This window comes from Amycolatopsis sp. NPDC049159 (genome assembly GCF_040648295.1).
Taxonomy (GTDB): Bacteria; Actinomycetota; Actinomycetes; order Mycobacteriales; family Pseudonocardiaceae; genus Amycolatopsis; species Amycolatopsis pretoriensis_A.
Genome location: NZ_JBEZDL010000021.1, coordinates 1 through 26,092, shown reverse-complemented (window position 1 = coordinate 26,092; position 26,092 = coordinate 1). Strand labels below are relative to the sequence as shown.

The following is a 26,092-nucleotide window of genomic DNA, read 5'->3' as shown; positions in this document are numbered from 1 at the left end:
CGTTCGGCGCAAGTGGTCGTGAGTGAGGAACAGTGTTCTAACCCTCACTCACGACCCGCGCGGCACACTCAGGGAGTCGCGTGGCTTTCCGGGGCGGGGACGGGGTCGGGCGCCGGGGACTGGCGGCCGGGGCGGACCACCGTGACCGCGGCCGCGCCCAGTGCGCCGACGCCGGCGAACGCGTAGAAGCCCCACGGGTACGCGATTCCGGCCGTCAGCAGGGCGCCGCCGAGGAGCGGGCCCGAGATCGCGCCGATGCGGCCGATGCCGGCGGACCAGCCGAGGCCGGTCGCGCGGATCGCGTCCGGGTAGACGCGGCCGATGTACGCGTACACCAGCACCTGGGCGCTGAACACGAAGCAGCCGGTCAGGAACACCGCCGCGTACAGCCCGACGGCCGGCAGCTTGACGCTCAGCAGCGCCAGGAACACCGCGCCGAAGCAGAACCAGACGATGGCCGACGGGCGGATGCCGACGCGGTCGGCGACCCGGCCCGCCACGAGCAGCCCGGCGATGCCGCCGACGTTCAGCGTCAGCAACAGGCTCAGCGCCGCACCGAGCGGGTAACCGGCCTGGCGCATGATCTCCGGCAGCCACGTGTTGAGCCCGTACACCAGCAGCAGGCCCATGAACGACGTCACCCAGAACGCGATCGTCGCGCGCAGCAGGCCGCCGCGGAACAGGCCGGCGACGGCGTGCCCGGCCGACCGCTCGGTCTCGCGGACCCGCTGGAACGACTCGGACTCCGGCAGGAACTTCAGCATCAGCGGGATCAGCACCACGGCGGGGATCGCGCCGGCGACGAACATCGCGCGCCAGCCCAGCGGCGAGATGAGCACGATGCCCAGCAGCGCCGTCAGCACCGCGCCGACGTGGTAGCCGGTCATCACCGTGGTCGTCGCGCTGCCGGCCCTGCCCCGGCGCGCGTACTCCGTGACCAGCGTGATCGCCGTCGGCAGGCAGCCGCCGAGGCCCAGCCCGGCGACGAACCGCAGCAGGGCGAAGACGAACGTCGATGGCGCGAACGCGCAGAGCAGCGTGCAAAGGGAGAACAGCGTCACGGAGATGATCAGGGACTTCCGGCGCCCGATGACGTCGGTGATCGTGCCGATCGCCAGCCCGCCCAGCATCATCCCGGCCAGCCCGACCGTCGACACGACCGACGCCGTGCCGGGCGTCAGGCCCCAGACGTGGTCGCGGAGCAGCACGGGCAGCACGGTGCCGAGCACGACCAGGTCGAACCCGTCGAGCAGGACGGCGGTCCAGGCCAGGGGCACGACCCAGGAGCGAGTGCCAGGGGACATGGAGAACCTCCGGATGTGCGTCGGTGCACGTGATCCGCACAAGTGTGCGTAGTGCGCACAAGTATGCATAGCGGGTGCGGCGTAAGCCAGGTCACTTCCATTGGACGGAAGCCGAGCGCAGGGCTCTCACCTGCGGGAAGATCACGCGCGTGGAGATCCTGACGCTGATGGCCGTGCTCGCGGGCTCCCTCGCGCTGACCGCCCTCGCCCGGCGCTACAACCTGTCCGCGCCACTGCTGGTGGTCGTCGTCGCGCTCGGGATCGCGCTGATCCCCGGCGTGCCGCGGTTCGAGCTCGAACCGGAACTGGTGCTCACCGTCGTGCTGCCGCCGTTGCTCTACTCGACGTCGCTGGAAAGCTCGCTGACGCACTTCAAGCGGGCGCTGCGGCCGATCGTCGCGCTCGGCGTGGTGCTGGTGGCCCTGACCGCCGTGGTCGTCGCCGTCGTCGTGCACCTGCTGCTGCCGGACGTGCCCTTCGCCTCCGCGCTGGTCCTGGGCGCGGTCGTGGCGCCGCCGGACGCGGTGACCGCGGTCGCGATCGGGCGCAAGCTCGGCCTGCCGCGGCGGGTGATGACCGTGCTGACCGGCGAGAGCCTGGTCAACGACGCCGCCGCGCTGACGCTGTACAAGGTCGCGCTCGCCGCCGTCGCGGGCACCGCGGGTTCGGCCGGGCACGGGTTCGCGGTGTTCGGCGTCGCGACCGTGCTGGGCATCGGGGTCGGCCTGGCGATCGGCGCGCTCGTCGTGCTGATCCGCCGCCAGCTCGACGACCCGCTGATGGAGTCGGCGTTCGGCATCATCGTGCCGTTCGCCGCGTACGTCACCGCCGAGCACCTGCACCCCTTCAGCGAAGACTTCAGCGGCTCCGGCGTGCTCGCCGTCGTCGCGGCGGGCCTGCTCCTGGGCCATCGCGCGCTGTACGCGTCCCCCGCGACGCGCATGCAGGACAGATCCGTCTGGGCCTCCATCGACGTCCTGCTGGAAGCGCTGGTGTTCGCGCTGATGGGGCTGCAGCTGCCGTTCGTGCTCGAAGGCGCGCAGCACGCGGCCCGCGACAACGGGACGCTCGCGCTGGTCGCGGTGATCGTGCTCGGGGTGACGATGTTCGTGCGGGTGCCGGCGGTGTTCGTTTCCGCGTACCTGCCGCAGACCGTCCGGCTCTTCGGCCGGGACCGCGCGACGCCGTCGTGGCGGACGCTGGCGGTCGTTTCGTGGACCGGCATGCGCGGCGTGGTCACGCTCGCCGCGGCGGCCGGCGTCCCGGCCGCGACCCCGGGCCGCGAGGAGATCCAGCTGTTCGCGTTCACCGTGGCGATCGGGACGGTGCTGATCCAGGGGCTGACGCTGCCGCCGCTGATCCGGCTGCTGAAGGTGGAGGACCCGGCGGAGGCGTCGCGGGACGAGGCCGAAGAACTCGCCGCGCGCGAGGTCGCGAAGAAGGCGGCGCAGGACCGGCTGCGCGAAATCAGCCACGAGCGGCTGGCTTCGCTGGACCTGCCCCAGGAGAAGGTCGACCGGCTGAAGGAGCGGCTCCAGCGGCTGATCGACACGCGCTACCGCTTCGCCAAGGCCGCGATCACGCTGTCCGGCGAAGACCGGTCCGGCAGCCCGCAGGCCCAGTTCGCGAAGGCCCGGCGCGAGCTCCTGATCACCCAGCGCAAGGCGATGATCGAGGAGAACCGCGCCGGGCGGCTCGACGACGAGGTCCTGCGGCGGGTGCTGCGGGAGCTCGACCTGGAGGAGCTTTCGGTGTCGGCGACCCTCACGAACCGGCTGAGCTGATCACTTCCCACGTCCGCAGCCGCTCTTCGGCGGAGCGGATGCCGGTCTGCGAGACGAGGACGTCGGTCGCGCCGGCGTCGTAGTAGCGCCGGAGTCCTTCGAGGACGGTCTTCTCGTCCCCGATGATCGCCAGCTCGGCCGCGTGCTCGACGCCTTCCGCGGCCAGGATCCGCTGGTAGGACGGGATCTGGCCGTAGAAGGACATCTGCTCGTAGGCCAGCGCGCGCACGGCGTCGGGTTCGTCGGTGACGATCGCCGGCACGGCCGCGAGGATCCGCTTGCCCGCGGGCAGGTGCGGCACGATCTGCTCGGAAAGCGCTCTCGGCCCGGCGAGGAACGGCAGCGTCCCGTCGGCGAGTTCACCGGTGACGCGCAGCGCCTGCGGCCCCATCGCGGCGACGACGATCCGCACGTCACCGCCCACAGTGGACGGTCCGGGCGGGTGCGCTTCGAGCGTCTCGCCGCGGAAGTCGACGGTTTCGCCGTCGAAGACCTGCCGCAGCACGGTGAGGTACTCGCGCAGGTGCCGGATCGGCGGCGGGTACTCGACGCCGTAGACGGGCCCGAGGAACCCCTTCGACCCGAGCCCGATCCCGAGCGTGAACCGGCCCCCGGTGGCGGCCTGCGCGGTCTGCGCCGCGCTCGCGACCAGCAGCGGGTGCCGCGGGTAGGTGGGCACGACGGACGTCCCGACCTCGATACCGGGGACTTCGCGCCCCGCGAGCGCGGCGACGGTGATGGCGTCCTGGCTCAGCGGCAGCTGCGAAAACCAGACGGACTTCAGCCCGGCATCGGCGGCTTGACGGGTCTGGGCGAGGAGCTCGTCGACGAGGTTCGCGGCGGATCCGGTGTCACCGGCCGGCAGCGTGACTCCGATGGTCATGGTCCCAAGCTAGCGAGCGGCGCCACTCATTTCCGGCTTCCCAGGACTTGAGAACCCGAGCGGGCCCGCCGGGATTCGCCCACCCTGTGGCACATCCCTCACGATCTTCAGGAGAGCCCCATGTCGCTGACCGAAGTCATCGAAGGCACCCGCAAGGCCGTCGACGCCGATCCGCACAACGCCGCCGTTTCCTTCAGCGTCGACCACACCCTCAAGCCCGGTACCAGGACCGAGGTCGAGGTCAAGGTGCGGGACCACGCCTTCACCGTCGACGAGCCGCCCGCGCTCGGCGGGACGGACCAGGCCGCCAACCCCGTCGAGTACGCGCTCGCCGCGCTCGGGTCGTGCCAGGTCGTCACCTACCAGTTCTGGGCGGCGAAGCGCGGGATCCCCATCGACTCGATCAAGGTCACCGTCGACGGCGACCTCGACCTGCACGGCTTCTTCGGGTTCGCCTTCAACACCCGCCCCGGGTTCGGGGACGTCCGGGTGTCGGTCGAGCTGGAAGGCCCGGCGAGCCGGGAGCGCTACGAAGACCTCAAGCGCGAGGTCGACGAGCACTGCCCGGTGCTCGACCTGTTCCGCAACGAGACGCCGGTGACGACGAAGCTGACCTAGACGAATTCGTGCCGGACGATGGTCTGCTCGCGGCCCGGGCCGACGCCGATCGCCGAGATCCGGGCGCCCGACAGCTCTTCCAGGCGCTCGACGTACGCGCGCGCGTTCGCCGGCAGCTCCTCGAACGTGCGGCACGCCGAGATGTCCTCGAACCAGCCCGGGAGCTCTTCGTAGATCGGGATCGCGTGGTGCACGTCGGTCTGCGTCATCGGCATGTCCTGCGTGCGGAAGCCGTCGACCTCGTAACCCACGCACACCGGCACCTTCTCCAGGCCGGACAACACGTCCAGCTTGGTGAGGAAGTAGTCGGTGATGCCGTTGACGCGGACCGCGTACCGCGCGATCACCGCGTCGAACCAGCCGGTGCGGCGTGAGCGGCCGGTGGTGACGCCGAACTCGCCGCCCTGCTTGCGGAGGTACTCGCCGGACTCGTCGTGCAGCTCGGTCGGGAACGGGCCCGAGCCGACGCGGGTGGTGTAGGCCTTGAGGATGCCGAGCACCGTGGTGATCCGGCCCGGGCCGATGCCCGAACCCGCGCTCGCGCCGCCGGACGTCGGGTTCGACGACGTCACGAACGGGTAGGTGCCGTGGTCGACGTCGAGCAGCGTGCCCTGCGAACCCTCCAGCAGCACGGTTTCGCCGCGCTCGAGGGCCTGGTTGAGCTGCAGCCGCGTGTCGGCGATGCGGTGCGAGAACTTCTCGCCCGCCGCGAGCACCTCGTCGGCGACCTGATCGGCGTCGAGGGCCTTGCGGTTGTAGACCTTCACCAGCACCTGGTTCTTGAACTCCAGCGCCGCTTCGACCTTCTGGCGGAAGATCTTCTCGTCGAGCAGGTCCTGCACGCGGACGCCGACGCGGGCGATCTTGTCCTGGTAGCACGGGCCGATGCCGCGGCCGGTGGTGCCGATCTTGCGGCTGCCGAGGTACCGCTCGGTGACCTTGTCGATGGCCACGTGGTACGGCATGATCAAGTGCGCGTCGGCCGAAATCAGCAGCTTGGACGTGTCCACGTCCCGCGCTTCGAGGCCGGAGAGCTCATCGAGCAGCACACCCGGGTCGACCACCACGCCGTTGCCGATGACGTTGGTCACGCCGGGGGTGAGGATGCCGGACGGGATCAGGTGCAGGGCGAAGTTCTCACCGTTCGGCAGGACGACCGTGTGACCGGCGTTGTTGCCGCCCTGGTACCGGACGACCCACTGGACGCGGTCCCCCATCAGGTCGGTGGCCTTGCCCTTGCCTTCGTCTCCCCATTGGGCACCGATGAGCACGATGGCCGGCATGTGACACTCCAGGTGTTCGACGACTGAGGTTAAGTGTCCCGGACGGACACCGGTGGCGCTGACGAAATGCCGGTGCATGACTTTAACGGAGGACCTGCGGGTGCGCGGAATCGTGGTGGCCTGTGGTGACGGCGCGGCGGGCTTCGAAGAAGTCGACGACGTCGAGTCGATCCGCGTCCCGGGTCGCCCCGGCAAGGCGGAAATCGACCCCTTGCTGGGCGAACACGATCACCTGGTGGTGTCGGGCACGGACGCCGACCTCGCCGCCGTCGTGCTCCGGCTGCTCCGCAAGGACGCGCTCTCCGGCGTGTCGGTCGGGTTCGTCCCCGCGGACCCGGCCTCGTCGGTCGCCGCGCTCTGGGGACTGCCGAAGACACCGCTGCAGGCCCTCGCGCTGGCGCTGCGCGGCGAAGTCGACCCGGTGCCGCTGATCCGCGACGACGTCGGCGGCGTGCTCGTCGGGCGCGGGCTGCTGCGGCTGGTCCGCGGGGTGGCCTACGCCGACGAGCAGGTGGCGCTGCGCGGGCCGGCCGCGTCGATCGAGGTGACGCCGGACCCGGACGGCCCGGGCATGGCGGTCCGCGTGGTGAAGGGCACCCTCTTCAAGCGGCCGGCCACGCTGTACTCGCGGGCCTTCCAGATCGGCTGCATCCCGACCCGGCCGGTGCGCGACGACGTCGTCTTCGAGCGCGCGGTGAACAAGTGGACCTGGTACCGGCACACGGAAGACCTTCGCCTGGTCCGCGGGGCCGTCTGACCTGCTATTTTCACGGTCGGGTGAGCTTGTGGCCACAGTGTGTTCACCGACGGACAGCAACATGTCACCTATACGTGTTGCACTCGCCACTCCCGTGTATCAGGGTTAGCTGTCCCCGCACCTGACACGGAGGCAGCAAAATGCCAACCAGGCGTGCTGTTCGTCATTCGTTCACCATTCTCGCGGCCACCGCCGTGCTCTCCGGGACGCTGGTCAGCGTCGCGGAAGCCACCCCGCCGGGCATCCCCTCGGCGACCACGGCGAAGTCCGAGCTCGCGTCCCTCACGGTCAAGGCCGACGGTTCGCAGACCGGCTACAGCCGGGACAAGTTCCCGCACTGGATCGACCAGGGCAACAGCTGCAACACCCGCGAAGTGGTGCTGAAGCGCGACGGCACGAACGTGGTCACCGGCTCCGACTGCGCGGCGACGTCCGGCAGCTGGTTCAGCCCGTACGACGGCGAGACCTGGACCGCCGCGTCCGATGTGGACATCGACCACGTCGTGCCGCTGGCCGACGCGTGGCGCACCGGCGCGTCGTCGTGGACCACCGCGCAGCGCCAAGCGTACGCGAACGACCTCACCGACCCGCAGCTGATCGCCGTGACGGACAACGTCAACCAGGAGAAGGGCGACAAGTCGCCCGACCAGTGGAAGCCGCCGCTCACGTCGTACTGGTGCACCTACGCGAAGATGTGGGTCGCGGTGAAGTACAAGTTCAAGCTGACGATCAACACCGCGGAGAAGAGCGCGCTGACGGACATGCTCGGCCGCTGCTGATCGCTGTCAAGGGCGAATCCCCGTGGTGCCAGGGAATGGGACCGCGGTTCGCCTGCTGGGACGGCCTCCAGCGCGAGATTAGCGTCGCCGGTTGAAGACGCAACCACTCCCGCTGGAGGCCGTCCGGTGTCCCCATCCCCCCGTGCCCGCACTACCGCGGCCTTGCTCGCCCTTCCCCTGCTGCTGACCGCGTGCTCCGCGGCGGGCACCGAACAAGCCGCGTCCGGCCCGCCGAAACCCGGCGGCACGCTCCGGCTCGGCATCTCGTCCGCGCCCGACTGCATCGACCCGCAGCAGACGTCCACCAACGCCTCGATCAACGTGTCCCGGCAGCTGGCGGACTCGCTCACCGACCAGGACCCGAAGTCCGGCGAGATCAAGCCGTGGCTGGCCGAAAAGTGGGAGAGCACCGCCGATTCGACGGCGTTCACCTTCCACCTGCGCGCCGGCGCGACCTTCTCCGACGGCACCCCGGTCGACGCCGCCGCGGTCAAAACCAGCTTCGACGGCCTCAAGGCGCTGGGTACGAAAGCGCCCCTCGGCTACGGCTACCTCGCCGGGTACAAGGGCACCACCGTCGTCGACCCGCGGACCGCGCGGATCGAGTTTTCCGCGCCCAGCGCCCAGTTCCTGCAGGCCAGTTCGACGGTTTCGCTCGCCGTCCTGGCGCCGGCGGCGTTCAAGAAGACGCCGGAACAGCGCTGCCAGGGCGACGGCCTGATCGCGTCCGGCCCCTTCGTCTTCAAGAGCCTCAAGCAGAACCAGGAGATCGTCCTGGTCAAGCGCACGGGCTACGCCTGGGGCTCGTCGCTGTTCAAGCACCAGGGCGAGGCTTACCTCGACGGGATCGACTACAAGATCGTGCCGGAGCCGGGCGTCCGCACCGGCAGCCTGGCGTCGGGCCAGCTCGACGCGAGCACCGACGTGCAGCCGGTCGACGAGCCGCAGTTCACCGGGAACGGCTTCAGCGAGAACGTCCGGCCGAACCCGGGTGTCGTGTTCAACCTGCACGCCAACACGACCCGCGGGGTGCTCACCGACGAGAAGGTGCGCCAGGCCGTGCTCAAGGGCGTCGACCGCACCGAGGTCGTGAACACCGTGCTGACGCCGAACTACAAGGCCGCCACGAGCATCCTGGGCTCGGCGACGCCGCTGGTCAGCGACCTGTCCGCGCAGCTCGCGTACGACGCGAAGGGCGCGGCGGCGCTCCTCGACGGCGACGGCTGGGTGCCCGGCGCCGACGGGATCCGCACCAAGAACGGGCAGCGGCTGAGCGCGGCCGTGGTGTTCTCGCCCGTGTTCAACCAGAACCGCAGCGTGCTGGAGCTGATCCAGCAGCAGCTGCGCAAGATCGGCTTCGACCTGAAGATCGAGCAGCACACCAACGCCGAGACCACGCAGCTCCAGCTGGCCGGGAACTACGACTTCCTCTGGTACAACGTCACCCGCGCCGACCCGGACATCCTGCGCGGCCAGTTCTCGACGAAGGCGGGCAACCGCAGCAAGCTCACGCCGGGCAACCCGCTCGACGTCGCGCTCGACGCGCAGTCGTCCACTGTGGACAAGACCAAGCGCGAGCCGGCGGCCGAGGAAGCCCAGAAGCTGATCATCGAACACGCCTACGCGGTCCCGGTGTTCGAACTGACCCAGGTGGTCGCGCTGAGCTCGAAGGCGCACGGCGTCGACTTCGAAGCGTCGTCACGGCTGCAGCTGTTCGACGCGTGGCTCTCGTGAGGCGCTACCTGCTCCGCCGCGTCGGGCAGGCGGTGTTCGTGCTGTGGGCGGCGTTCACGCTGTCGTTCCTGATCCTCTACCTGCTGCCGGGCGACGCCGTTTCGGCGAAGCTCGCCGGTGGGGAGGCCGGGGCGTCGATGACGGCGGAGCAGGTCGCCGCGGCCCGCGCGGAGTACGGCCTCGACTCGCCGTTGCCGGTCCAGTACCTGAACCGGCTGGTCTCGGCGCTGCACGGCGACTTCGGGCGCAGCGTCGCGACCGGCGACGACGCGACGCACATGGTCGTCACGGCGTTGCCGCCGACGCTCGCGGTGACCGGGCTGGCGCTCGTGTTCGCGGTGCTGTTCGGCGGGGGCGCGGCGCTCCTCGGCACGTTCACGCGGTTCCGCTGGCTGCGGCAGGCGCTGCTGTCCCTGCCGTCGCTGGCGATCTCGCTGCCGCCGTTCTGGGTCGGGTTGCTGCTGATCCAGTTCTTCTCGTTCCGCCTGCGGCTGCTGCCCGCGCTCGGCACGCAGGGCTTCGCGGCGCTGATCCTGCCGGCGCTCACGCTGGCCCTGCCGACCGGCGCGATCATCGGCCAGGTACTGGCCAAGAGCCTGGCGACGCAACAGGAAGAGCCGTACGCCGAGATCGCGGCGGCCAAGGGCGCGAGCCGCTGGCGCGTCCACTTCGGACACCTGCTGCGCAACGCGGCCGTGCCGACGCTCACCGTCGCCGGGGTCGTCGCGGGCAACCTGGTCGCGGGTTCGGTGATCACCGAGACGGTGTTCTCGCGCGACGGCGTCGGCCGGGTCACCGCGTCCGCCGTCACCGCGCAGGACGTCCCGGTGGTGCAGGCGGTGATCGTGCTGGCCGCGCTGGTGTTCGTGGTGCTCAACCTGATCGTCGACCTGCTCTACCCGCTGCTCGACCCGCGCATCGCCCGGACGCCGGAGGTGGCCCGTGGTTGACCTCGCCCCGGCCCCCAAGCCGCACTTTCACGTGAAAGTGCGGATCCGACCCGGGCTCGTGCTCGCGGTGGCGGTGCTGGCGTTCGTGCTGCTCGCGGCCTTCGTGCCGGGGCTGCTGACCGGCTACGACCCGATCACCGGCGTCCCGGCCGAGCGCTTGCAAGGCCCTTCGCCGCACCACCTGTTCGGCACCGACGAGACCGGCCGGGACGTCTACGCGCGGGTGGTCCACGGCGCGTCGCTCTCGTTGCGGGCCACCGCGATCGCCGTGCTCGTGGCACTGGTCGCGGGCTCGGCGCTCGGCCTGCTGGCCGGGTTCCGCGGCGGCTGGGCGGACACGGTGATCATGCGGGTCGTCGACGTCTTCCTGGCCATCCCGCCGATCCTGCTTTCGCTGGCCCTGGTCACGGCGCTGGGCTTCGGCACGACGAACGTCGCGATCGCCGTCGGCATCGCGAACCTGGCGTCGTTCGCGCGGGTCATGCGCGCGGAGGTGCTGCGCGTGCGCAACGGCGTGTTCGTCGAGGCCGCGCGGGCTTCCGGGGTGCGCTGGACGGGCGTGCTGCTGCGGCACGTCCTGCCGAACGCGGCGGGCCCGGTGCTCGCGCTGGCGACGTTGACGCTCGGCACGGCGGTGCTCGAGGTGTCGGCGCTGAGCTTCCTGGGCTTCGGCGCGACCCCGCCGACGCCGGAGTGGGGCGCGCTGGTCGCGGGCGGCCGCAGCTTCCTGGCCACCGCCTGGTGGATGACGACGTTCCCGGGACTGACGGTGGCGGCGGTGGTCCTCGCCGCGAACCGGCTGTCCCGCGCGCTGGACGGAGGAGACCGATGACCCTGCTGCGGATCTCGGAACTGGCGGTGTCGTACCGGGCGGTCCCGGCCGTTCACGACGTCGGCCTGCACGTCGACGCGGGCGAAGTGGTCGCCGTCGTCGGCGAATCCGGCTCGGGCAAGTCGACGACGGCGCACGCGGCGATCGGCCTGCTGCCCCGCGGCGGCCGCGTCACCGGCGGCTCGATCACCTTCGACGGCCGGGACCTGCTGGCGTTGCCGGAGAAGCGGTGGCGCGGGGTGCGCGGCCGCGAGATCGCACTGGTCCCGCAGGACCCGGCGGTGTCGCTGAACCCGGTGCACCGGGTCGGTGACCAGGTCGCCGAGGTGCTGAAGATCCACGGCCTCGCGGACCGCCGATCGGCTTCGCTGCAGGCGATCGAGCTGCTGGAACGCGCCGGCGTCCCTTCGCCGGAGTTGCGGGCTCGGCAGTACCCGCACCAGCTGTCGGGCGGGTTGCGCCAGCGGGTGCTGATCGCGTCGGCGCTGGCCGGCCGGCCGAAGCTGATCATCGCGGACGAGCCGACGTCGGCGCTGGACGTGACGGTCCAGCGCCGGATCCTCGACCACCTGACGTCGCTGGCCGCGGAGTCCGGGACGGCGATCCTGCTGATCACGCACGACCTGGGCGTCGCGGCCGATCGCGCGTCGCGGATCGTGGTGCTTTCGCAGGGGACGGTCGTCGAGGAGGGCTCTTCGGTCGTCAGCGCGCCGACGCACCCCTATACGCAGCAGCTGATCGCGGCCGCGCCGAGCTTGTCGAGCCCTTCACGCCCACCCGCGCCCGCCGCCGAGCCCCTGGTGTCGGTGCGCGACCTGGCGAAGACGTTCGACGGCGGCATCCGCGCGGTCGACGGCGTTTCGTTCGACATCCCCCGCGGCCAGACCCAGGCGTTGGTGGGCGAGTCGGGCTCTGGCAAGTCGACGACGGCCCGGCTGCTGCTGCGGCTGGAGACCCCCTCGGCGGGCTCGATTTCCTTCGACGGCCAGGACATCACCGCGTTGAGCGGCCCCGAGCTACGCCGGCTGCGGCGGCGGATGCAGATCGTGTACCAGAACCCGTACGCGTCGCTGAACCCGAAGTTCTCGATCGAGGACGTCGTCGCGGAGCCGCTGCGGGCGTTCGGCCTGCCGCGTACCTCGGTGCCGTCGCTGCTCGATCAGGTGGCGTTGCCGGCATCGGTGGCCCGCCGCAAGCCGTCGGAACTGTCGGGAGGACAGCGCCAGCGGGTGGCGATCGCGCGGGCGCTGGCGCTGCGCCCGGACCTGGTGGTGTGCGACGAACCGGTGTCGGCGCTCGATGTTTCGGTGCAGGCCCAGATCCTGGCGTTGCTGGCGGAGCTGCAGTCTTCGCTGGGGTTGTCGTACTTGTTCATCTCGCACGACCTGGCGGTGGTGCGGCAGCTGGCGGACCGGGTGGGCGTCCTGCGCGATGGTGTTTTGGTGGAGCTGGGGCCGGCTTCCCGGGTGCTGGCGGAGCCGGAGGCGGAGTACACGAAGGAACTGCTGGCGGCGATCCCGGGCCGTTCGGTGCAGGGGGTGGGCTGAGACAGGAACCGGTTACCCCACCATCCCGGAATGCCGCGGGTGACTACATCCGCCGCGGGGCCGGCTTCTGCAGCCACGCCGCCTCGTTCGCGATTTTCCGGACCGGCGCGGGGAAGTCGCAGATCACCGGCCAAACCTCGGCTGGGCGGTAGCTCTTCGAAGGCCGGCCGGTCGCCCGCCGGAACCCCTCCGAGGTAGCGAGCTCGCACCCACGAGGGCTTGGCCTCCAGCACCTCGGCTTTGCGTCACCCACGACATCCGGAATTGCGCCGCTCCGCCCATGACCTGGTACTCGTCGGGAGTCATGAACGGCTCGACGACGAACGGATCCCACCGCGAGTCACGCCTCACGAGATGTACGTCTTTCGCGTAGGAGACAAGAAACCGGACAGGATCGACGGTGCGTGTTCCCGCCGCCACCCACCGCGACGTATGGTCTGGACCATGCGGAGGATCGGTGTGGCCTTCGTGGCCTTGGTGCTGATGATTTCGGGTGCGGTGCCGGCTTCGGCCGCCGCCGGGCGCAGGGTTGTCGTCTACTACCAGACCATCTACAACGGCTCGGCCTACGTCTCGCCGCTCACCCTCCGCGGCACCGGGGTCACCGATGTCGTCGTCGGCGCGATCCACCTCGACACCAACAGTGTCGTGCACCTCAACGACGATCCGCCGAACGCCGCCAAGTTCACCCGGATGTGGCAAGACCTCGCCACGCTCCGGAACAGCGGTGTGCACGTGCTCGCGTTCGTCGGCGGGGCCGCCGCGGGGAGCTTCCAGCGGCTCGAGACGCAGTTCGACACCTACTACCCGTTGCTGCGCAACCTGATCCGGACCTACTCGCTCTCCGGCATCGACCTCGACGTCGAAGAGCACATGTCCAACGCCGCCCTCAACAGGCTCATCGACGCCCTGCGCGCCGACTTCGGCAGCTCGTTCCTCGTCACGCTCGCCCCGGTCGCGACCGAGCTCAGCGGCGGGGGCGGCCTCTCCGGGCTGAACTACGACACCCTCTACCGCGAGCGCGGCGCGCAGATCTCCTGGTTCAACGCGCAGTTCTACTGCGGCTGGGGCTCGCTGAGCACCACCACCGGCTACGACAACATCGTCCGCCGCGGGGTCGTGCCGGCGAGCAAGGTCGTCGCCGGGACCGTGACCAACCCCGCCAACTGCAGTGGTTACGTCGCCATGTCGACCCTCCAGTCGACCGTGCGCAGCCTCGTCTCCAAGTACCCCGACTTCGGCGGCGTCGACGGCTGGGAGTACTTCAACTCCCTGCCCGGCGGGACGTCGGCGCCGCAGCAGTGGGTGCAGCAAATCGCTCCCGTCGTCAAGGGCTGACCCAGTACGCTCGGCGCGGTGCGGATCCTCTTCACGTGCCGCCCGGCGTACGGCCACCTGTTCCCCTTGCTGCCGCTCGCGAACGCGGCCGCGAAAGCCGGGCACGACGTCGTCTTCGCCACCGGCGAGGCGTTCGTGCCGAAGGTGCGCGACCTCGGCTTCGAGGTCCACCGCGCCGGCATCGGCATCGGCGAAGCGGAGGCCGAAGCCAAAAAGCGCCACGGCGAGGACGCGGGTTTCCTCGACGTCGGCGTCACGATGTTCGCCGAGCTGCTGCCGCGTTCCCTGCTCGGCGACCTGATGCCGCTGCTGCCCGAACTGCGCCCCGACCTGGTCGTCTACGAGATGAGCGACGTCGGCACCGCGATCGCCGCGCGCCGGGCGGAGATCCCGGCCGTCTCGGTCGTGATCGGGCGGTCCATGCCGCCGGAGGTGCTGGCCGTCGCCGCCGAACGGCTGCGGCCGCTCTGGGGGACGCTGCCCGCGGACGCGCTGCTCGGCGACGCCTGCGTCGACGTCTGGCCCGACCGCGTCCGCGACCCGGGCACCGCCGGCGTGCCGAAGGTGTTCCGGATGCGCCCGACGCCGTACGACCCCGACGTCCCGCTGCCGCCGCTGCCTGCCGACGGCTTCGTCTACCTCACGCTGGGCACGGTCGTCTTCGGCGCGACCGACGTGCTGCGCGGCGCGATCCGCGCGCTGGAGCGCCTCGACGTCGACGTGCTGGTGGCACTGGGCCCCGGCGACCCGGCCGCGCTCGGGCCGCTGCCGGAGCGGGTGCGCGCCACCGGGTTCGTCCCGCAGGCCCAGGTCCTCGAGCACGCCGGCCTGGTCGTCCACCACGGCGGCACCGGCACGGTGCTCGCCTCGCTCGCCGCCGGGCTGCCGCAGCTGGTGCTGCCCCAGGGCGCCGACCAGTTCGCGAACGCCGAAACCCTCGAAGCGCTCGGCGCGGCGAAGGCGCTGGTGGGCGACGCGATCCGGATCCCCGCGCTCGAGACGGCGGCCCGTGCGCTGCTCACCGACCCGAAGCCGCGCGAAATCGCCCGGGGCATCGCGGCCGAGATCGCGGAAATGCCGCCGCCGGAACAGGTTCTCGACGAACTGGTCAGCTGGGCGGGTTGACCAGCGCCAGGATTTCGCGCGCGACGGCGTCGTTCTGGCGGAAGGACAGGGCGTTCGTCCGCGGCCGCGTGAAGGCCGCCGCCGAGCGCGCGCTCGTGTGCGGACCCACGGCGAAGCGGTGCGGGTGGGCCTGTCCGGTGCCGTCGAGCAGGCGGGAATCCGAGACGCGCGTGTGGATCCGGCCGGACGGCAGGCGCGCGCCGGACACCGGGTCCGCCACCGTTTCCTCGGCCAGCTCGCCGCTGTCGCGCAGCTGGCGCAGCAGCCCGTCGGCCGCGCGGGTCACGCTCGGGCCCGGCAGCCGCGCCTCGACGAGCGTCCGGGCCTCGACGGTCCCCGGGAAGCTCGCGCTGGACGCGACGAACGCGTCGCGCTCCGCCGTCACCGCCATCTCCGCGCCGGCGAAGGAGACGATCCCCGCGTCGTGCAGCGCGAGCAGTTCCTCCAGGCGCCGCGGCGGCGGACCGCTGGCGTAGTAGGAGAAGAACCCGTGGAACCAGCCGTCCATATCGGACACCTGCGAGGCCGCGTCCAGCCGTCCTTTTTGGACCAAGGCGGGCAGCTGGCTGTACACCGAGAGCAACGCCGAGAACGCGCCGAGGTCGGCGCTGAACTCCTGGCTCGCGCGGCGCGCCAGGTCGCCCTCGACGTATTCGCGCAGCTCCTTGCCGAACTCCTCGGGCGTGCCGAACACGCGGCCCGCCATCGGGCGGTCGATCCGGTCGAGGTCGAGCCGGTCCGCCTCGGCGGGCACCGCCCGCGCGACGAGGTCGTGCATGCCCGGCGAATCCCAGTCCAGGTCGGCGAAGGTGTCGGCGAACACCACGAAGTCCAGGCGCACGCGGTCCGGGTGGCCGGTGAACAGCTCGGTGTAGTAACCCCAGGCCAGTTCCTTCGCGATCAGCGGCCAGACGTCGGTGCGGAAGTCCAGCGCGCCGGGAGCGCCGGCCAGCGCATCGATGGCGTAGGCGTCGAAGAACCGGGGCAGCCGCGCCGGTTTCCCGCGCGGCCGGTAGCCGATCTTCGCGTGGTAGGGCACCCCGCGCCGCGAGCCGACGTGCAGCACCGGCTCGGCGCCGCTCGGGTGGTAGCGGAGGCCGCCGCAGGCCAGCTCCTCGAACCGGCCGCCGCGGCCCTCGGTGAGCAGCAGCATCAGGTCGACGAACGCGAGCCCGAAACCCCGCACCAGCACCGTTTCCCCGGGTGCGATGGCGGAGTAGTCGACGTCGGCGGTGTAGCCGGCCGGGTAGTAGGCGAGCCCGTGCCGCGCGGCGAACGACACCAGCTCGCGCTCGCGGTCGTCCGGTTCCGCGTCGAGGTGCCCGACGGTGAACACGACGGCGTCCGCCCGCACCGCCGTCCCGTCGGAGAGGCTGACGGTGTACCCGTCCACGCCGACCGCCCGCGCGGCGTGCTCGACGACGTCGACGCCATCGGGCAGGCCCTCGACGACGTGCCGGTAGACCCAGGTCAGGTAGGCGCTCTGCAGGCGCCGGGTGGGGAAGTCGAAGGGGTCCAGCGCGGTCAGCTCGGCGACGACGTCGGGCGGGACCTCGGCGTCGAGGCCGCCGTCACGGACCTTGCGCGCCCAGTCGAGCAACGTCGGACCCGGGCGGACCGGGCCGGACATCTTCACCGACTCGTCGGTGTACATCGTGACGTCTTCGGGCATGGAGTTCATCCGCAGCAGCGGTGACTGGTCGTAGCGCCACACCCGGCCGGGGCCGGGCGGGAAGGGGTCGATCAGGTGCACCTCGAGCCGGCGGCCGCCCAGCAGTTCCGCGGCGTTGGCACCGAGCCGTTCGAGGACGCCGACCCCGCGGGGTCCGGCGCCGACGACGGCGAGGGTGAACGGCGGGGAATCGGCCACGAAACCGAAGCTACGCCGGGGTTGTCGCGGGGAAGTGCCTTCCCACAGAGCGGAACCGACCCGCGTGCTCCCGCGCCGGTCGCTGCCCGTCGTGTTCGACCGGCGCGGCAGCCGGGGTCCCGGCAAAGCCGGATCGGCGCGGTCGGCTCGTCCCGGCCCCGGTGCGCCGTTCCACCCTGCGGACGTCGTTGCCGCTCCCGGTGCGCCGGGCGTAGCCGTTGCAGTAGCTACGGGAGAGAAGGTGACGGCATGCCGGTGGAATTCCTGGGCATCGGGGGCACGCACGACGGGTCCGAAACGCACGCCCGCACGGGCGGGGTGTTCGACAAGGAGTACACGCTGCGCCTGGCCCGCGCGCACGAAGACTTCGGCTGGGACCGGGTGCTCTTCGCCTACGGCTCCGGCTCGCCGGACCCCGCGCAGGCGGCCGCGTACGTCGCCACGAAGCTCGACAAGCTGCAGATCCTGCTCGCCCACCGCGCCAACGTCTCGTACCCGACGTTCGCGGCGAAGACGTTCGCGACGCTCGACCGGATCTCCGACGGCCGCCTCACGGTCCACTTCATCACCGGCGGCAACGACCACGAGCAGCAGCGCGAAGGCGACTACCTCAGCAAGGACGACCGCTACGGGCGCACCCGCGAGGCGATCCAGATCATCAAGCGGGCCTGGACGTCCGACGAACCCTTCGACTTCGACGGGCGCTACTACCGCTTCGCGGACTACGTCAGCGACGTGAAGCCGGTCCAGCAGCCCCGGCCCGGTGTGTCGTTCGGCGGGTCGTCGCCGGCCGCGTACGCCGCCGGGGGCGCCGAAGCGGACATCTACTGCCTCTGGGGAGAGCCGCTGGCCCAGACCGCGCAGCAGATCGAGGCGGTCGCGGCCGCCGCCCGGACCGCCGGCCGCACCGACGTGCCGCGGATCCAGGTCGCGTTCCGGCCGATCATCGCACCGACCGAGGAGCTGGCCTGGGAAAAGGCGTACGCGACGGTGGGCGCGATCAAGGACCGCACTAAGGGCGGCCAGCCGCTGACCCGCCGCCACAAGCTCACCGAGCCGGAGAACACGGGCTCGCAGCGCCTGCTGGAGATCGCGGCGAACGGCGAGCGCTTCGACCGTGCGCTGTGGACCCCGACGGCGGCCGCGACCGGCGGCGCGGGCAATTCGAACGCGCTGGTCGGCACGCCGGAGACGGTCGCGCAGGCGTTGCTCGACTACTACGACCTCGGCGTGGAGATCCTGTCGGCGCGGGGCTACGACATGCTCGGCGACACGATCGACTTCGGGCGGTACGTGATCCCGATCGTCCGGGAAGAGGTCGCGAAGCGGGATGCCGCGCGGGCGGCGATCGCGGCCGGCCGGCCGGTGGCGGACGCCCTCACGATCGACGGCTGAGCACAGTTCCCCCCAGGTAGCCACCTCGCGAACGCGAGGTGGCTACTTTTGCCTCTGGTCCTCCGGCCATCGGGTACGGAATGATCCATTGGTGACTCCTGAGCCACCGGTCAGACACTGCGGGCTATCGTCTGACCCGTTCGGGAAAGCTCCGTGACACCTTGGATACCAGCGAAAGAACCTAGAGATTTACCAACAGTCACGGGACACTGACTGGGGTAACTCACGTACCGTGACTGCCCCATGACCGACTGGTCGTCTCGTCACCGGCGGTCGTGGGACTGACGCGGTCTGCACAAGAGGTCGGGAGAAAACGCATGGCAGCACCGCCGGATCGAGTCACGTTCCGCGAGGTGTTCGGGATCGCCGAGTTCCGGGCGCTGTGGTTCGGGGAACTGCTGTCGATCGCCGGCGACCAGCTGGCCAGGGTCGCGCTGTCCATCCTCGTCTTCACCGGCACCAACTCCGCGACCCTGACCGGCCTGACGTACGCCCTGACCTACGCCCCGTCGCTGTTCGGCGGCATCTTCCTGACCGGCTTCGCCGACCGCTTCCCCCGCCGCACCGTGATGGTGGTCGTCGACCTGCTGCGGGCCGGGCTGATCCTGCTCGTCGCGCTGCCCGGCATGCCGTTCTGGCTGATGTGCGTGCTGGTCGGCGGCGTCTCCCTGGTCAACCCGCCGTTCAAGGCGTCCCAGCTGGCACTGCTGCCGCAGGTGCTCACCGGCGACCGGTTCGTCGTCGGCATGGGCATCCGCAGCATGACCGTGCAGAGCGCGCAGCTGCTCGGCTTCGCCGGCGGTGGCGCGCTGCTGATCGCCCTCGACCCGCACGTCGCCCTCGCCATCGACGCCGCCACCTTCCTGCTCTCGGCCGCCTTCGTCCGCTTCGGCCTCCAGGCCCGGCCGGCCGCGGCGAGCGGCGAGCAGCGCAAGTCCTTCTTCGCGACGCTCGGCGGTGGTGGCCGGACGGCGTTCGCCAGCTCGTCGCTGCGGACGCTCGTGCTCTTCACCTGGCTGATGGGGCTGCTGCCGGTCTACGAGGGGATCGCGGCGCCGTACGTCTCGGCGGCCGGCGGCGGGCCCGAAGCGATCGGCCTGCTGCTGGCCGCCGACCCGATCGGCAGCGTCATCGCGACCTTCGCCTACACCCGCTGGGTGCCCGCGCGGCTGCGGCCGCGGCTGATCGGCCCGCTGGCGGCGCTGTGCGCGGTCCCGCTCGTGCTCTGCTTCCTGAACCCCGGCCCGGTGGCCTCGATCGTCCTGTTCATCGTGTCCGGCGGGTTCGGCACGGTCTGCCTGCTGCAGGCGACCGCGTCGCTGACCCTGGCCGTGCCCGACGAGCAGCGCGCGCAGGTGATGGGCCTGTCCAACACCGGCCTGACCACGATGATGGGCGTCAGCCCGCTCATCGGCGGCGTGCTGGCGGATCAGCTGACCCCGCACGGCACGGTCGGCATCTTCGGCGTCGTGGGCGTGGTGCTCACCGTGGCGCTGGCGGTGCTGTGGGCCCGATCGTTATCGAGCGAGCCGGGACGCTGGCACGACAAAGAAGCCGCACGCGCCGAACATGCATGACATGCCCCGCGCGTGGGCCCGACCTGCGCGACCTTGCGGTGCGCTGTGCGGTCACTGTTCTTTGCCGCGCATCGCTGGCCACCTCTCGTTCCGGTGTCACAGAAAAAGTACACACCGAAAGCCCTTGTGGACAGCGGGCGAACGGTCTGAAACTGTCCGTGAGTACTTTGTCACCGTACATTCACGCAAGGGTCTGGGGGAAAAATGGTCACATCGGGGGAACAGCGCGGCCAAGACTTGATTTCTCGCGCGCGGGGCTGGGCACTGTGGACACGCCCCCGCGACTGGATCATCGCGACGCTGACCGCCATCGCGGTCATGCTGAGCTGGACGGCCGTTTCGCTGTTGACCGTGCCGGTCACCGTCGCCCAGCTGGGCACGTTTCTGCTGCTCACCGCCCTGGCGGTGGCGCAGACGGAGGTCAGCAGGCGGCTCGAGCGGCAGCGCCGCATCCTCAGCAACGGGCCCTACATCTCGATGACTTCGGTGTGGTTGCTGCCCGCCGGCCTGCTGCTGCCGGCCCAGCTGATCGCCGCCCTTGGTGTCGTTCTGTACGTGTACTTGGCCTTCCGGAGTTGGTCCGGCACCCGTCCGGGTGAATTTCACCGGGTGGCCGCGAACGCGACCACGATGATCCTCTCGGCCTTCTCCGCGGGTGTCGTCGGTCACATGACGATCGGCAGCGGCGTCGCGACCGTGACGCTGGCCGCCCTGGCCTTCTTCACCGTGAACACCGCGCTGACCGGGCTCGGCCTCTACCTGGCCGACCCGGAGAGCGCGACACCGGTGTCCTGCCTGGGGAACATGGACGACAACCTGCTCGAACTGTCCACCTTGTGCGTCGGCGCGCTGCTGGTGATGGTGCTCAACGAGGAGCCGCTGCTGTCGGTGCTGGTCATCCTGCCGCTCTACGTGCTGCAGCGGTCGGTGCTGATCAAGCGGCTCGAGGAGCTCGCCACGACCGACCAGAAGACGCAGCTGCTCAACGCCACCACCTGGCAGGACGGCGCGCAGCGCGAGATCTCGCGCGCGGAGCGGGAAAACGGCAGCTTCGGCGCGATGATGATCGACCTCGACCACTTCAAGCGGATCAACGACACCTACGGGCACCTCGCGGGGGACGACGTGCTCAAGGCGGTGGCCGCGGTGGTCAAGCAGGAGACGAGGGCGCACGACCTGGTCGGGCGCTTCGGCGGCGAGGAGTTCGTCGCGCTGCTGCCGTCGACGTCCAAAGAGGACGCGATCGTGACGGCCGAGCGGATCCGGCAACGGGTCAGCGAGCTGATCATCAGCACCAAGACCAACGAGGGCGCCGCCGTCGACATCGAGCGGCAGACGGCGTCCATCGGCGTCGCCGCGTACCCGCTGGACGGGTCGTCGATCGAGGAAGTGATGTCGTCCGCGGACGCGGCCGTCTACGCGGCCAAGCACGGCGGGCGGAACCGGGTGGTCGGCTCCGTCTCGCTCCCGGAGATGGCCGTCGCTTAGCTGCCCCCCGGGTCAGCGCAGCCGGTCGATGACGTCGCTCGCCTTGGTCTGGAGGCGGGCGACGCCGCCGACGGTGAACTCGGTCAGCAAGTCGATCAAGGCCTCCTGGTCGGGCGGCTCGCCGTCCCAGGTGGCCTGGACCAGTGACTCGGTCATCGCGAAGAAGAGCGTGACGAGCGCGCGGTCCGCGCGGCCGGAGTCGATGCCGTGCGCGGCCCACCGCTTGCGGCTGGCTTCGGCGTAGACGACGGCCAGCCGCTCCCTCAACCGGGTGAGAGCGGGGTCGCCCGCGCGCTCGGCCGCGCGGAGCACGCCGTAGCCCTCGGGGTGGTCGGCGACGAAGGTGACCATGTTGGCGTAGTTGGCCCGCGCCCAGGCCCGCAGACCGGGCTGCTCGTCGGCCACCGAAGGGCCCGCGATGGCGGCGAAGGCGCTTTCCTCGGTAGCGGCCACGACCTCGGCGAACAGGGTCGCGCGGTCGCCGAACTGCTCGTAGACGGCCTGCCGCGAGACGCCGGCTTCGCGCGCGATCTGCTCGATCGTCGCGCCCTGCATCCCGTGCTGCGCGACGACCCTCGCGGTCGCGCCCAGCACGCGGGCGCGCTGCTCCCCGACCGGGAGCTTGCGCGGCCGCCCGCGCGGAGCGGGGCTTGACATGGTGGTCCACCTCACGTGATTCTTTTTCCGACACCTCTGTCTGAAAAGGTGTTCCCCGCGCACTCGTCTGCTCAACGAGGAGCAAGCATGCGTATCTTCCCCCGTCGCGCCCGCTTCGCGGCCGTCGCCACGGTTTCCGTGCTGGCGTTGACGACGCTCGGCCCGCCGCAGGCCTCCGCCGCGTCCTTCTACGACCCGCCGTCACCGCTTCCCGCGGGCAGCAACGGCGACGTCATCCGGCACGAGGCGTCGACGTTCTACATCGACCCGATCAAGCTGATCAAGGCCGACGCGGCCGTGCAGCGGATCATGTACCGCAGCACCGACACCCACGGCTCGCCGATCGCCGTCACCGGCACGGTGCTGACGCCGCGGTCGGCGTGGCACGGCGCCGGCGCGCGCCCGATCGTCTCCTACGCCGTCGGCACGCAGGGCGAGGGCGACGACTGCGCGCCCTCGAAAGCGCTTGCCGCCGGCTTCGAGTACGAAGGCCCGTTCATCGCCGGGCTCCTGACGCGCGGCTACGGCGTCGTCGTCACCGACTACGAAGGGCTCGGCACGCCGGGCGACCACACGTACGTCAACCGCGCTTCGGAGGGGCACGCGGTGCTCGACGCGGTCCGCGCGGCGCAGCGGCTGCCGGAGGCGGGCCTCCCGGACGACGGGCCGGTCGCGATCGCGGGTTACTCCCAGGGCGGCGGCGCGTCGGCCGCGGCGGCGGAGCTCCAGCCGAGCTACGCGCCCGAGCTGAAGCTGAAGGGCGCGTACGCGGGCGCGGTGCCGGCGGACCTGGCTTCGGTGGCGAAGAACCTCGACGGCCACTACGCGGTCGGCTTCCTCGGCTTCGCGCTGGTGAGCATGAACTACGCGTACCCGGAGCTGAACATCCCGGCGCTGCTCAACGCGCGCGGCAAGCAGCTGTTCGAGCAGGTCCGGACCGAGTGCACCGTGGAGGCGATCGCGGCGCACGCGTTCACGCAGTCCTCGACGCTGACCACCGACGGCCGCTCGCTGACCGCGTACCTCGGCGAGGAGCCGTACGCGTCACGGGTGGCGGAGCAGAAGATCGGGACGCTGAAGCCGGCGGCGCCGGTGCTGATCGTCCACAGCGCGCTCGACGACATCGTGCCCTACGCGCAGGACCGCGACCTGGGGCGGACGTGGTGCGGCAAGGGCGTGAAGGTGCAGTTCAGCACCTCGCTGGTGCCCACGCACGTGCTCACGGCGGTGCGGGCGTTCCCGGAGGCGTTCGCGTGGCTCGAAGGCCGCTTCGCCGGCCTCCCGGCCCTCTCCAACTGCGGCCTGTTCTGAGGTCTGCCGCGGCTCTCGTGAGTGTTCAGGGCGGCCGGAACCGCCCTGAACACTCACGAGGCGTCACTTCAGGCCGGTGGCCTCGGAAGCGGCGGGGTCGGAGTCGGCGAGGAACGTGCGGCAGCGGTCGTACTCCTCGGTCTCGCCGATCTTGCCCGCGGCCTTGCCCAGCACGGCGAGGGCGCGCAGGAAGCCCTGGTTGGGGCGGTGCGCCCACGGCACCGGGCCGAAGCCCTTCCAGCCCGCGCGGCGCAGCTGGTCAAGACCGCGGTGGTAGCCGGTGCGGGCGTACGCGTACGCGGCGACGGTCTCGCCCGCGTCGAAGGCCTTCTCGGCCAGCGACGCCCACGCCTCGCTGTAGTCGGGGTGTTCGGCCGCGACGGTGGCCGGGTCGCTCCCGGCGTCGAGCGCGGCCTGGGCGGCGGTGTGCTCGGGCAGCAGCGTCGGCTCGGGGCCGAGCAGGTTGTGCGTCATGCCGCCCATTCTGCCCTCAGAAGAGGAGCGCCCCGAGCACCCCGCCACCGGCCAGCACCAGCGCGCCGATCAGGACGGCGGCCACAACTCGTTTCGGCATCATGGCGGCACACCATGCCAACCGGCGCGCGCCGGAGGCAAATCCACCACCCCTACGGGTGAACCCCGGTTTTTGGCGGTCTTAGCCCGCTCGTGACCATGACCGGCCATGATGTCCGGCATGGCCAAGGCAGTCGACGTCCCCGTGGACGTGATCCCGCGCAGCCCCGTCGGCAAGACGCGGCTGTTCTTCACGCGGCACTGGCACCGCGGCGCCCCCGGGCAGCCGACGCCGGACTGGGTGCTCCGGTTCTGCTACGGGATGTGGCTGGCGGCGTTCGCGTTCAAGCTGGTCGGCTCGTCGTGGGACATGTCGTGGCACTTCATGTGGCTGCGCGACGACCTGGCGCCCCCGCACCTGATCAACACCGTGGGCACGGTGATCATCGTGGTGCTGGTGGCGATCCACAGCTACACGGGCCTGGGCGCCGATCGCCGCTCCCTGCGCCTGATGCAGATCGGCCTGCTGGTGTTCCTGGTGGCGGCACCGCTGGACGTCATCAACCACCGCGTCAACGGCCTGGACCTGACGGCGTGGAGTCCGTCACACATGATGCTGTACCTGGGCACGGGCATCATGCAGGCGGGCGTGCTGCTGGGCTGGCTCCGAGCCGCGCCCCCGGGAAGGTTCCGGACGGGCGTGCTGCTGGCGCTGTGGGCGTTCTTCCTGGAGAACACGTTCTTCCCGAACGGCCAGCAGGAGTACGGCATCCTGGGCCTGCGCGCGTGGGAGCGCGGCACCCCGGAGGCCGAGCCTTCGCTGCTCTCGTTCGCGGCCAACCAGATCGGCCACCCGGTCGACCGGACGGCGATCCTGCACTTCACGATGCCGATCCCGGAGTGGGTGTACCCGCTGTGGGGCATCGGCGTGATGGCGCTGATCCTGGCCCTGGCGCGCCGGACGTTGGGCTTCCGCTGGGCGGCGACTTCGGTGGCTCTCGCTTACGTCGCGTACCGGTCGGTGATGTGGCCACTGCTGCTGGGAATGGGCTTCCCGGTGTCGACAGTGCCGTTCTACCTGCTGTTCGTCGGGCTGGCGGTGGACCTGGCGTTCACGATGGGCGCGGGTGTCCTGCAGGCCGGCGCGGGGGCGCTGCTGGTGACGGCGTTCGGGTACGGGGCGCTGTGGGTGCAGTCACAGTTCCGGCCGTGGGTACTGGGCGACGCGCACACGGAGTCGGCCCCACCACTGGCGTACTGGACGGCGGCGGTGGTGCTGGCGGGGGTGTTCGTGCTGTGGGCAGCGGCGGGCCCGGCTTCGCGGCGGTGGTCCGCAAAGCGGGTAACGGTGTAGCACGCGGTGCTACACTTGGCTGGTGAACGTCATCAGCCAGCGCGAATTCCGGAACAACTCCGCCGCGATCATGGACGCGGTCGAAGCCGGCGAGACGTATCACGTCACCCGCAACGGCGTGGAGATCGCCGAACTGCGGCCGGTGTCCCGCCGGCAGCGGTTCACCGCGGCAGAGCTGGTCGAACGGCACAAGCGGCTGCCCAAGGTCGACGCGGCCGAACTGCGGCGTGATGCCGACGAGTTCTTCGGCGACGATCGCATCAGCGCCGACGACAACCCGTGGGAGCGCGCGCGTGGCTGACCGGCACGCCACCGGCGTCCTCGACACCTGCACCTACATCGAGCTCGGCAGCCTGGACCCGGCGGTGCTCCCGGACTTCCCGGAGATCACCGCGGTGACCATGGCCGAACTCCACCAGGGCGTCGTCATGACCGCGGACCCGGCCGCGAAGGCCATGCGGAACGAGCAACTGGGCGCGGCCATCGTCGAATTCACCCCGCTGCCGTTCGACGGTGAAGCCGCCGCGCGATACGGCACGCTGGTCGCGCTGACCATCGCCGCGGGCCGGTCACCACGACCGCGCCGGCTGGATCTGATGATCGCCGCTATCGCGTCCGTCCACGGCCTTCCGCTGTACACCCGCAACGCGAAAGACTTCAAAGGCCTCGAAAACCTGCTCGAAGTCGTCGAGGTCTGAACACGACGAAGGGGCGGCACTTTCCCTATGAAAGTGCCGCCCCTTCGCGCGAAACGACTTACTTGAGCTTCGTGCCTGCCGAGCCCAGGGCCTGGCAAGCCTCCACCACGCGCTGCGCCATCCCGGCCTCGGCGGCCTTCAGGTACGAGCGCGGGTCGTAGACCTTCTTGTTGCCGACCTCGCCGTCGATCTTCAGGACACCGTCGTAGTTCTTGAAGAAGTGGTCCACGATCGGGCGGGTGAACGCGTACTGGGTGTCGGTGTCGACGTTCATCTTCACCACGCCGTAGGACAC

Annotated in this window: 24 protein-coding genes; 17 read left to right on the top strand and 7 right to left on the bottom strand. The window is 70.8% G+C overall.

Annotated features, from left to right (window positions below; translation table 11 throughout):
• Positions 1 to 68: 68 nt before the first annotated feature.
• A complete protein-coding gene (locus tag AB0B33_RS33850) occupies positions 69 to 1,304 on the bottom strand; it encodes an aromatic acid/H+ symport family MFS transporter (RefSeq protein ID WP_360779333.1) in 1,236 nt (411 codons plus the stop codon).
• 149 nt (positions 1,305 to 1,453) lie between these two features.
• Here AB0B33_RS33850 and AB0B33_RS33845 point away from each other — a divergent pair, with 149 nt between their 5' ends.
• Entirely contained in the window at positions 1,454 to 3,088 is a 1,635-nt protein-coding gene (locus AB0B33_RS33845) for a Na+/H+ antiporter (RefSeq protein WP_360779330.1), read from the top strand.
• Here the strand turns inward: AB0B33_RS33845 and AB0B33_RS33840 are convergent.
• Positions 3,069 to 3,971: a TIGR03564 family F420-dependent LLM class oxidoreductase gene (locus AB0B33_RS33840; RefSeq protein ID WP_360779328.1), complete on the bottom strand. Its 903-nt coding sequence runs from the start codon at positions 3,969 to 3,971 to the stop codon at positions 3,069 to 3,071. The genes AB0B33_RS33845 and AB0B33_RS33840 overlap by 20 nt on opposite strands.
• Before the next feature lie 120 nt (positions 3,972 to 4,091).
• Here AB0B33_RS33840 and AB0B33_RS33835 point away from each other — a divergent pair, with 120 nt between their 5' ends.
• Entirely contained in the window at positions 4,092 to 4,589 is a 498-nt protein-coding gene (locus tag AB0B33_RS33835) for an OsmC family protein (RefSeq protein WP_360779324.1), read from the top strand.
• Here AB0B33_RS33835 and AB0B33_RS33830 read toward each other — a convergent pair.
• Positions 4,586 to 5,872 carry an adenylosuccinate synthase gene (locus AB0B33_RS33830; protein WP_247016776.1) on the bottom strand — a complete coding sequence of 429 codons (1,287 nt, stop codon included), beginning with the start codon at positions 5,870 to 5,872 and terminating at the stop codon, positions 4,586 to 4,588. The genes AB0B33_RS33835 and AB0B33_RS33830 overlap by 4 nt on opposite strands.
• A 112-nt stretch (positions 5,873 to 5,984) precedes the next feature.
• On the opposite strand from AB0B33_RS33830, the gene AB0B33_RS33825 reads away from it, so the two are divergent.
• The 8 genes from AB0B33_RS33825 to AB0B33_RS33790 all read left to right on the top strand — a co-directional run bounded on the left by AB0B33_RS33825 (position 5,985) and on the right by AB0B33_RS33790 (position 14,934).
• Positions 5,985 to 6,629, top strand: coding sequence for a hypothetical protein (locus tag AB0B33_RS33825; RefSeq protein ID WP_360779748.1), 645 nt, complete (start codon positions 5,985 to 5,987; stop codon positions 6,627 to 6,629).
• Between the two features lie 140 nt (positions 6,630 to 6,769).
• A complete protein-coding gene (locus AB0B33_RS33820) occupies positions 6,770 to 7,408 on the top strand; it encodes an HNH endonuclease family protein (RefSeq protein ID WP_247016774.1) in 639 nt (212 codons plus the stop codon).
• Positions 7,409 to 7,570: 162 nt separating this feature from the next.
• On the top strand, positions 7,571 to 9,142 hold the full coding sequence (locus tag AB0B33_RS33815) for an ABC transporter substrate-binding protein (protein WP_360779321.1): 1,572 nt from the start codon (positions 7,571 to 7,573) through the stop codon (positions 9,140 to 9,142).
• Positions 9,139 to 10,092 carry an ABC transporter permease gene (locus tag AB0B33_RS33810; protein WP_247025452.1) on the top strand — a complete coding sequence of 318 codons (954 nt, stop codon included), beginning with the start codon at positions 9,139 to 9,141 and terminating at the stop codon, positions 10,090 to 10,092. Before AB0B33_RS33815 ends, AB0B33_RS33810 begins: the two co-directional genes overlap by 4 nt.
• Before the next feature lie 43 nt (positions 10,093 to 10,135).
• A complete protein-coding gene (locus AB0B33_RS33805; protein ID WP_360779744.1) occupies positions 10,136 to 10,924 on the top strand; it encodes an ABC transporter permease in 789 nt (262 codons plus the stop codon).
• On the top strand, positions 10,921 to 12,471 hold the full coding sequence (locus AB0B33_RS33800; protein ID WP_360779318.1) for an ABC transporter ATP-binding protein: 1,551 nt from the start codon (positions 10,921 to 10,923) through the stop codon (positions 12,469 to 12,471). Before AB0B33_RS33805 ends, AB0B33_RS33800 begins: the two co-directional genes overlap by 4 nt.
• Before the next feature lie 444 nt (positions 12,472 to 12,915).
• Complete coding sequence (locus tag AB0B33_RS33795; RefSeq protein WP_360779315.1) at positions 12,916 to 13,809, top strand: glycosyl hydrolase family 18 protein; 894 nt, start codon at positions 12,916 to 12,918, stop codon at positions 13,807 to 13,809.
• Positions 13,810 to 13,827: 18 nt separating this feature from the next.
• Positions 13,828 to 14,934, top strand: a complete 1,107-nt coding sequence (locus AB0B33_RS33790) for a glycosyltransferase (RefSeq protein WP_360779312.1) — start codon at positions 13,828 to 13,830, stop codon at positions 14,932 to 14,934.
• Here AB0B33_RS33790 and AB0B33_RS33785 read toward each other — a convergent pair.
• Positions 14,918 to 16,804, bottom strand: coding sequence for an FAD/NAD(P)-binding protein (locus tag AB0B33_RS33785; RefSeq protein ID WP_360779309.1), 1,887 nt, complete (start codon positions 16,802 to 16,804; stop codon positions 14,918 to 14,920). The genes AB0B33_RS33790 and AB0B33_RS33785 overlap by 17 nt on opposite strands.
• A gap of 249 nt (positions 16,805 to 17,053) precedes the next feature.
• Between AB0B33_RS33785 and AB0B33_RS33780 the strand changes: the two genes are divergently transcribed.
• From AB0B33_RS33780 to AB0B33_RS33770, 3 genes are all read left to right on the top strand, one after another.
• Positions 17,054 to 18,199, top strand: coding sequence for an LLM class flavin-dependent oxidoreductase (locus AB0B33_RS33780; RefSeq protein ID WP_360779306.1), 1,146 nt, complete (start codon positions 17,054 to 17,056; stop codon positions 18,197 to 18,199).
• Between the two features lie 317 nt (positions 18,200 to 18,516).
• Positions 18,517 to 19,776: an MFS transporter gene (locus tag AB0B33_RS33775; RefSeq protein ID WP_360779303.1), complete on the top strand. Its 1,260-nt coding sequence runs from the start codon at positions 18,517 to 18,519 to the stop codon at positions 19,774 to 19,776.
• A gap of 321 nt (positions 19,777 to 20,097) precedes the next feature.
• Positions 20,098 to 21,264: a GGDEF domain-containing protein gene (locus tag AB0B33_RS33770; protein WP_360779741.1), complete on the top strand. Its 1,167-nt coding sequence runs from the start codon at positions 20,098 to 20,100 to the stop codon at positions 21,262 to 21,264.
• A 12-nt stretch (positions 21,265 to 21,276) separates the two neighbouring features.
• Here the strand turns inward: AB0B33_RS33770 and AB0B33_RS33765 are convergent, their stop codons facing one another.
• Positions 21,277 to 21,921, bottom strand: coding sequence for a TetR/AcrR family transcriptional regulator (locus AB0B33_RS33765; RefSeq protein ID WP_360779300.1), 645 nt, complete (start codon positions 21,919 to 21,921; stop codon positions 21,277 to 21,279).
• A gap of 87 nt (positions 21,922 to 22,008) precedes the next feature.
• Here AB0B33_RS33765 and AB0B33_RS33760 point away from each other — a divergent pair, with 87 nt between their 5' ends.
• Positions 22,009 to 23,232, top strand: coding sequence for a lipase family protein (locus AB0B33_RS33760; protein WP_360779296.1), 1,224 nt, complete (start codon positions 22,009 to 22,011; stop codon positions 23,230 to 23,232).
• A gap of 63 nt (positions 23,233 to 23,295) precedes the next feature.
• On the opposite strand, the gene AB0B33_RS33755 is transcribed toward AB0B33_RS33760, so the two are convergent.
• Entirely contained in the window at positions 23,296 to 23,706 is a 411-nt protein-coding gene (locus AB0B33_RS33755; RefSeq protein WP_247016754.1) for a DUF3151 domain-containing protein, read from the bottom strand.
• Between the two features lie 220 nt (positions 23,707 to 23,926).
• Between AB0B33_RS33755 and AB0B33_RS33750 the strand changes: the two genes are divergently transcribed.
• Genes AB0B33_RS33750 through AB0B33_RS33740 form a run of 3 tightly spaced genes read left to right on the top strand, consistent with a single transcriptional unit; the run spans position 23,927 to position 25,797 of the window.
• The gene (locus AB0B33_RS33750) at positions 23,927 to 25,099 is read left to right on the top strand and encodes a hypothetical protein (protein WP_360779292.1); all 1,173 of its coding nucleotides are present in this window, start codon (positions 23,927 to 23,929) and stop codon (positions 25,097 to 25,099) included.
• A 22-nt stretch (positions 25,100 to 25,121) separates the two neighbouring features.
• Complete coding sequence (locus AB0B33_RS33745) at positions 25,122 to 25,400, top strand: type II toxin-antitoxin system prevent-host-death family antitoxin (RefSeq protein ID WP_360779289.1); 279 nt, start codon at positions 25,122 to 25,124, stop codon at positions 25,398 to 25,400.
• Positions 25,393 to 25,797, top strand: coding sequence for a type II toxin-antitoxin system VapC family toxin (locus tag AB0B33_RS33740; RefSeq protein ID WP_360779286.1), 405 nt, complete (start codon positions 25,393 to 25,395; stop codon positions 25,795 to 25,797). Before AB0B33_RS33745 ends, AB0B33_RS33740 begins: the two co-directional genes overlap by 8 nt.
• A 58-nt stretch (positions 25,798 to 25,855) precedes the next feature.
• Here AB0B33_RS33740 and AB0B33_RS33735 read toward each other — a convergent pair.
• Positions 25,856 to 26,092 (bottom strand): class II fructose-bisphosphate aldolase (locus tag AB0B33_RS33735; RefSeq protein WP_360779283.1); only part of this gene is annotated, 237 nt, incomplete at its 5' end.

Excerpts from the sequence above, each read along its gene's own strand:
- AB0B33_RS33850 (WP_360779333.1), bottom strand. The coding sequence starts at position 1,304 with ATGTCCCCTGGCACTCGCTCCTGGGTCGTGCCCCTGGCCTGGACCGCC.
- AB0B33_RS33840 (WP_360779328.1), bottom strand. The coding sequence starts at position 3,971 with ATGACCATCGGAGTCACGCTGCCGGCCGGTGACACCGGATCCGCCGCG.
- AB0B33_RS33835 (WP_360779324.1), top strand. The coding sequence starts at position 4,092 with ATGTCGCTGACCGAAGTCATCGAAGGCACCCGCAAGGCCGTCGACGCC.
- AB0B33_RS33830 (WP_247016776.1), bottom strand. The coding sequence starts at position 5,872 with ATGCCGGCCATCGTGCTCATCGGTGCCCAATGGGGAGACGAAGGCAAG.
- AB0B33_RS33820 (WP_247016774.1), top strand. The coding sequence starts at position 6,770 with ATGCCAACCAGGCGTGCTGTTCGTCATTCGTTCACCATTCTCGCGGCC.
- AB0B33_RS33800 (WP_360779318.1), top strand. The coding sequence starts at position 10,921 with ATGACCCTGCTGCGGATCTCGGAACTGGCGGTGTCGTACCGGGCGGTC.
- AB0B33_RS33795 (WP_360779315.1), top strand. The coding sequence starts at position 12,916 with ATGCGGAGGATCGGTGTGGCCTTCGTGGCCTTGGTGCTGATGATTTCG.
- AB0B33_RS33780 (WP_360779306.1), top strand. The coding sequence starts at position 17,054 with ATGCCGGTGGAATTCCTGGGCATCGGGGGCACGCACGACGGGTCCGAA.
- AB0B33_RS33775 (WP_360779303.1), top strand. The coding sequence starts at position 18,517 with ATGGCAGCACCGCCGGATCGAGTCACGTTCCGCGAGGTGTTCGGGATC.
- AB0B33_RS33765 (WP_360779300.1), bottom strand. The coding sequence starts at position 21,921 with ATGTCAAGCCCCGCTCCGCGCGGGCGGCCGCGCAAGCTCCCGGTCGGG.
- AB0B33_RS33760 (WP_360779296.1), top strand. The coding sequence starts at position 22,009 with ATGCGTATCTTCCCCCGTCGCGCCCGCTTCGCGGCCGTCGCCACGGTT.
- AB0B33_RS33755 (WP_247016754.1), bottom strand. The coding sequence starts at position 23,706 with ATGACGCACAACCTGCTCGGCCCCGAGCCGACGCTGCTGCCCGAGCAC.
- AB0B33_RS33750 (WP_360779292.1), top strand. The coding sequence starts at position 23,927 with ATGGCCAAGGCAGTCGACGTCCCCGTGGACGTGATCCCGCGCAGCCCC.